This is a genomic window from Wenyingzhuangia sp. 2_MG-2023, from assembly GCF_030548295.1.
In the GTDB taxonomy this organism is placed as follows: domain Bacteria; phylum Bacteroidota; class Bacteroidia; order Flavobacteriales; family Flavobacteriaceae; genus Wenyingzhuangia.
This window is the reverse complement of sequence record NZ_JAUOSB010000038.1, coordinates 1-5796: the sequence shown is the minus strand read 5'-3', so window position 1 is coordinate 5796 and position 5796 is coordinate 1. Positions and strand designations below refer to the sequence as shown.

General features: G+C 27.2%; 6 protein-coding genes and 1 pseudogene. 6 read left to right on the top strand and 1 reads right to left on the bottom strand.

Annotated elements, in window-relative coordinates; genetic code table 11:
• The first annotated feature begins 808 nt into the window (after positions 1-808).
• From Q4548_RS16390 to Q4548_RS16375, 4 genes are all read left to right on the top strand, one after another.
• A complete protein-coding gene (locus Q4548_RS16390; RefSeq protein ID WP_336622748.1) occupies positions 809-1336 on the top strand; it encodes a DUF4269 domain-containing protein in 528 nt (175 codons plus the stop codon).
• A 147-nt stretch (positions 1337-1483) separates the two neighbouring features.
• Complete coding sequence (locus Q4548_RS16385; protein WP_303457037.1) at positions 1484-1894, top strand: hypothetical protein; 411 nt, start codon at positions 1484-1486, stop codon at positions 1892-1894.
• Between the two features lie 15 nt (positions 1895-1909).
• Complete coding sequence (locus tag Q4548_RS16380; RefSeq protein WP_303457034.1) at positions 1910-2266, top strand: hypothetical protein; 357 nt, start codon at positions 1910-1912, stop codon at positions 2264-2266.
• A 234-nt stretch (positions 2267-2500) separates the two neighbouring features.
• The gene (locus Q4548_RS16375) at positions 2501-4351 is read left to right on the top strand and encodes a DUF4209 domain-containing protein (protein ID WP_303457032.1); all 1851 of its coding nucleotides are present in this window, start codon (positions 2501-2503) and stop codon (positions 4349-4351) included.
• Between the two features lie 22 nt (positions 4352-4373).
• Here the strand turns inward: Q4548_RS16375 and Q4548_RS16370 are convergent.
• A pseudogene (locus Q4548_RS16370) lies at positions 4374-4493 on the bottom strand (IS110 family transposase); the annotation flags it as partial.
• A 282-nt stretch (positions 4494-4775) separates the two neighbouring features.
• Between Q4548_RS16370 and Q4548_RS16360 the strand changes: the two are divergent.
• On the top strand, positions 4776-5087 hold the full coding sequence (locus Q4548_RS16360; RefSeq protein ID WP_303457028.1) for a nucleotidyltransferase family protein: 312 nt from the start codon (positions 4776-4778) through the stop codon (positions 5085-5087).
• Complete coding sequence (locus Q4548_RS16355; protein WP_303457026.1) at positions 5077-5412, top strand: DUF86 domain-containing protein; 336 nt, start codon at positions 5077-5079, stop codon at positions 5410-5412. Before Q4548_RS16360 ends, Q4548_RS16355 begins: the two co-directional genes overlap by 11 nt.
• Positions 5413-5796: the final 384 nt, after the last annotated feature.

The following is a 5796-nucleotide window of genomic DNA, read 5'->3' as shown; positions in this document are numbered from 1 at the left end:
TTTAAACCAAGTCAAATCAGCACGCTCGAAAAGGCTCTGCCCTTTTCTCCCAAACTGATTTTTATACAAACCCGTTACCCTACATAGTCAAAAAATTCCAAAAACAAAGTTTGGGAATCAGTGTGGGTAAACTTTAAAAGTCAATATTTCTAAACTTTGAAATATTTTCAATAATACGTGTTAAAATTTCCATGGCTTGTTGGTTCAGTAATTTCTCCTAAAATCTTTTCACGATAGTTTTCTAGAAGATAAATAGTTCTTAAATCTATTGTTTAAGTAGCTGTGCTGAATTTTTGAAGCTTTTGAATGAAAGTATATTCTAAAAAAAGAAAGAAGTTTAAAAACGCTGAAAATGAATTTGTAGCTACGTTGAATTTTAAGATTTTTGCTTTCAAAATAGTTAGTCTTTTATTGAAAGGTTTTTATTCCTTGAAAACTAAAAAAAGTAGCAACGCTGAATTTTAAAACTTCAAAAACTTAAAAGATTTTTCTCTTAAATAATAAATTAAAACTTATCGAGAATTAAAATCAGCAACACTCCTAATATTTCTATTTACCGAAAAATTCCAGTAAATAAAATACGATAGGGTAACACCGGCTAAAATTAATACGGGCTTCTGTCCTACTTCAAAGTTTTGTGTATATTTACAAAGTCCGCCAAATCTTGTTGATTTGGCTTAGTCAAATTAAAAAGAAACAAATCCAAACAAAAAGCTTAGGCTCAGTCCGTTCTCGAAAATCTGGCCGATTTTCAACCCCGTACTAATCCTAGCCAAAACCGTTGCCCACAATATAAAAAAATACCGAATTGATTGAAAATTTTAGAAATATTGAATATTTAGAATTCGGAAACGAAAGACAAAAACTTGCTTTCTCTGAAATAAAAAAATATGAGATTTTAGAGAAACTCGAAAAATATAACCCAATTTTGACAGGAACTATTCCAATCGGAATTGATTTACCAGAAAGTGATTTAGATATTATTTGTGAATGTCAAAATCACTCTGAATTTAAAACATATTTATCAGAAAATTTTTCTAACAAAAAAGACTTTAAAATTTATTCAACAAAACAAAATGGAATTGATTCAACTATTGCGGAATTTAAAACGGATAATTTTTTGTTTGAGATTTTTGGACAAAATATTCCAACCGAAAAGCAAAATGCTTATCAGCATATGATTATTGAAAATAGAATTTTAAAGGAAAAAGGTTCTGAATTTAAACAAAAAGTGAAAGAATTAAAATCTAAAGGAATAAAAACGGAACCTGCTTTTGCTAAATTATTAGGGTTGAATGGAAATCCATATTCTGAATTATTAAAACTGAAAAAATAAATACTGTGGGCAACACCGTATATAATTTATTGCTGGCTTATTGCTTACTTACGAAAGTCCTCGCGGACTTTCTTGGTCGGTAATTATTTACTAAATTGGTTGCTTAAACCACGCAACAAACCATATACAAACACGTTGCCAATAATTATGCAAAAATTTCAAGCAAACGAAGAATTAGAAAATATTCTACTCAAAAATAACTTAATAGAAACTACTTCTTCAAGACATAAGGCTAAGGGAAAAAAAAGCTTTAAAAAAACTAAAAGTTCTACGAAAGAAATCTTTTTTGATTATGAACTAATAAGGATTTATAAAGGAGATGAAAGTAAATTTATTTTAACAGAAGAAAATTTAAGACAAATTTTACTTTATTTTAAATTAAACTCTGTCGACTTAAAAGAACTTTTGGAGACCAATCTATTTAATTTCTCTGAAATATCTGAAAGGTTATTGTCTATTGAAAAAGAATTAAAATCATTAGAAAAATTCCAACTTCATAAACCAAGACAATCAAAATTAAATAGAATATTAAGCGCATACCAAAATATTGAAATATAAAATTCAATTGATAAAATGGAGTATAGTATTTCACACAAGAGAGAATTAACTAAATATGAAATAGAATTTCTTACATATTTATTTGAAAATTCTAAACCTGAATGGGTCTCATTAATTCCTAATTTGAAAGTAGTTGCAAGATGCGGATGTGGAAACTGTCCGATTATAATATTTGACACTAGCATTGAGAAAAAAAATCTAATAATCGATTTTACAGGTAAAAGTACTAAAGACGAATTAATTGGAATATCTGTATTTGGAAATGAAGAAAAACCATTAGAATTAGAGTTTTGGTCGATAGATGGAAAAGCCAAACATATTACTGAAATTCCAAAAATTGAAACATTGAAACCAACTAGTTACAATAATTAACAAAAAAACTATTGGCAACACCGGCTAAACTTAATGCGGGTTCTGTGCTTTCTCAAAGTTTTGTGTATATTTACTAAGTCGCCAAATCTTGTTGATTTGGCTTTGTGAAACCAAAGAAACAAAACCAAACAAAAAGCTTCGGCTTAGTCCGTGTTCGAAAATCTTGGCGATTTTCTTCCCGCACAAAGCCTAGCCAAAACCGTTAACTGCAAGTTCAGAAGAAAAAATTGAAATTTGAAAGATACTAATCAATTTAAATCAATCGATAGTTTATATACTTATATCGATGAAAACTCATTTGAACTCAAAAGGAATTTTGAATTAACAGATATTTGGCTTCGTTATAGAAATCAAACTCAGCTTGAAACTGAAAAAATCAAATCTCAATGGGAAATTGATTGTTTCCTTTTTGACTTAAAAAGTGATGTTTTATTTTCTCAAATATATTCTCATGGAAAACACATATCAGAAATCACAAAATATCCCGATTTAAATGAGTTTAAAAATGAAGTAGTAAAATATTTACAACTACGAATATCATCATCTAAAAGTCCTCTTCTTAAAGCTCGTTATAATCACTTATTATGGAAATGCCCTAGTGGAATAAAACAAACTAAATATGCTATTGGTGCAATTGAAAATTATATAATATCAATAAAAGAATATTATAACCGTTTCAAAGAAACTGAAAATCCTGAAAATTCATTCCAAATATGTCAATTGTTTGAGGTTTTAGTTGCAATTAGTAATGAAATTAAATTTGACATGGCTGAGCTAAAAAAGCTCACCCAATTCCTTTTGTTTGAAACTGATAATATAGAGTTTTATATCATTCATTCAATATTATCTGATATGTTAGAATATCGAAAAATATTTAAGGCAATAGATTTTAATAATACTTTAATTTTTTTCGAAGAACAATTAAATACAAAAACTAAATTAGATGATTTAACACTAGGCCATGAATACTTATCAACTGCAATAAAAATATCTAAGAAACTTGGAAAAGATCATAGAATTTGGCATAATGAAAAAGGTTTAGCATATTTGAGATTAGCTGAGACAATTACTAACCCAGAACAATATTGGGTTAAACAAGATTATCATGCAAAAGCAATTGAAGAATTCAAACTTGCTAATAATATTACAAACAGAAAAGCTTCTGAAAAATTATATGCAGATTTAAAACCTTTAATAAAACTAAATACATTTTCAATACCATACACAAAAGAAATTGAAGAAGCTTTTAATAAACATGATAAAAATCTCAGAAACAAAGCAGAAATTTTACTTAAACTAGAATCTAGTAAAGTATACAGATTTATCTCAATTGGAGATTTTTTTCCTGATTATGAAATAACATTAGAAGCATCTAAAAAATCTAACAAGTTCCTTAATTATTTAACGACAATAAGTTTTGACAAAAACAAAAATATAATTAAAGATAAAGTTGAAAATAAAGAATTAAAAAATGTTTATAAAGCATATGAACATCAGCTTCATACAACTGTTCTTCCTCAATTACATTACACAATAATTCATGGTATTGAATCTGGTAATTTAACATTCAAGAATTTTATTAATTTTCTTGAACAAGAAACTTGGATTGGAAAAACACATATACGCTATGATTTAGGTGGTAATGAACAGCATATAAATTGGATAGAACAATTAAGTCCATCAATAGTCGAGTTCTTTATTCAAACACAAGCTTGGTGTGTTAGTAAATATTACAAACCAAGTTTTATTTTATGTATTGATAGTTTTACTTTGAAAATGGAGGGTATCTTTAGAAGTTTTTGTGAAATAGCAAAAATTCCAATTAGTACTTATCAAGAAAAGGGTATGCAAGAAATTTATATGCATAATGTTTTTGACAATGAAATTATAATTAAATATTTCAATGAAGATGATAGACTTTTCTTTAATTATTTGTTTTCCAATGATGGCGGGTTAAATTTGAGAAATAACATTGCCCATTGTTTTTATACAACGAATGATTATCACCCAAATAAAATGTTATTATTAATTTCAGCTTTACTAAGATTAGGGAAATATAATTATACAGAAAAAACCAGCAGTTAACAAGTACTGTGGTAAAAACTTATTAATTTCTAACCAAAATACTTCTAAAACCATCATCATATATCAATCCTGATTTTGCGATAGCAAAGGCCTGTTTTAATAGCTTATTACAAACAGCTATTAATGCTAGTTTTCTTGCTTTGAAATTTATTTCTCATCATCTATTTTAGAAGCCCTATAAAAAGAAGAATAAACTCTTTTAATTTATTTATGGATCTACAAACATTAATAAGCGAGTTAAGTTTTAAAGCTAGTAAAAGTTCTGGAGCAGGTGGACAACATGTCAACAAAGTATCTTCTAGAATAGAAGTGTTTCTCAACACCAACCGTCTCACTATAAACACATTAACCTCAATCGAATAAAAAACATTAAAAATTAGAAAATCATTTAAATAATGTAAATTTGTATCTAAATCTGATAATTATGATACAAAAACTTCTTTCTAATAAAATTAATGAACTACGAAATATTTGTAGTTTACTAAAAGTTAAAAAGTTATATGCTTTTGGTTCTGTTGTATCAAATCAATTTAAACCAGAAAGCGACATTGACTTTTTAATAACTTTTGATGAAGATATTTCTGTAGAACAATACACTGAAAATTACTTCTCTCTTCACTATAAATTAAAAGAAATCTTTAATCGAAAAATTGACTTAGTTACTGAGAAATCATTGAAAAACCCATATTTCATTGAAAGTATTAATGAATCTAAAGAATTAATATATGAAGCGTGAAGTTAAAAAGTATCTTTACGATATAAAAATATCGATAGAATCTATTAATGAATATTTAGGAAGTGAAAGAGATTTCTTCAAATACGAAGAAAATAAGATTCTGAGAAGAGCTGTTGAACGTGAAATTGAAATTATTGGAGAAGCTACTAATCGAATATTAAAAATTGAACGTGAAATAGTAATTGAAAATGCACGAAAAATAGTTGATACTAGAAATTGGGTAATTCATGCCTATGACAGTGTTGACAATACTATAATTTGGGGAATAGTAACAATCCATTTGCCGAAACTTTTAATAGAAGTTGAACAATTACTAGAAAAATAATAAGCCAGCAGTTAACAAGTACTGTGGTAAAAAACAGGTAAAAACTTATTAATTTCTCACCAAAACGCTTCTATATCCATCATCATATATCAATCCTGATTTTGCGATAACAAAGGCCTTTTAATAGCTTATTACAAACAGCTATTAATGCTAGTTTTCTTGCTTTGAAATTTATTTCTCATCATCTATTTTAGAAGCCCTATAAAAAGAAGAATAAACTCCTAATTTATTTATGGATCTACAAACATTAATAAGCGAGTTAAGTTTTAAAGCTAGTAAAAGTTCTGGAGCAGGTGGACAACATGTCTATTTTAGCCCCCAATAAATTCGGAGTGATATTTTAAATTTCAAATAGATAAATTTGAGATATGAAATACAAGAAAT

Coding starts and splice junctions, on each gene's coding strand:
- Q4548_RS16385 (WP_303457037.1), top strand. CDS start 1,484: ATGCAAAAATTTCAAGCAAACGAAGAATTAGAAAATATTCTACTCAAA.
- Q4548_RS16380 (WP_303457034.1), top strand. CDS start 1,910: ATGGAGTATAGTATTTCACACAAGAGAGAATTAACTAAATATGAAATA.
- Q4548_RS16360 (WP_303457028.1), top strand. CDS start 4,776: ATGATACAAAAACTTCTTTCTAATAAAATTAATGAACTACGAAATATT.
- Q4548_RS16355 (WP_303457026.1), top strand. CDS start 5,077: ATGAAGCGTGAAGTTAAAAAGTATCTTTACGATATAAAAATATCGATA.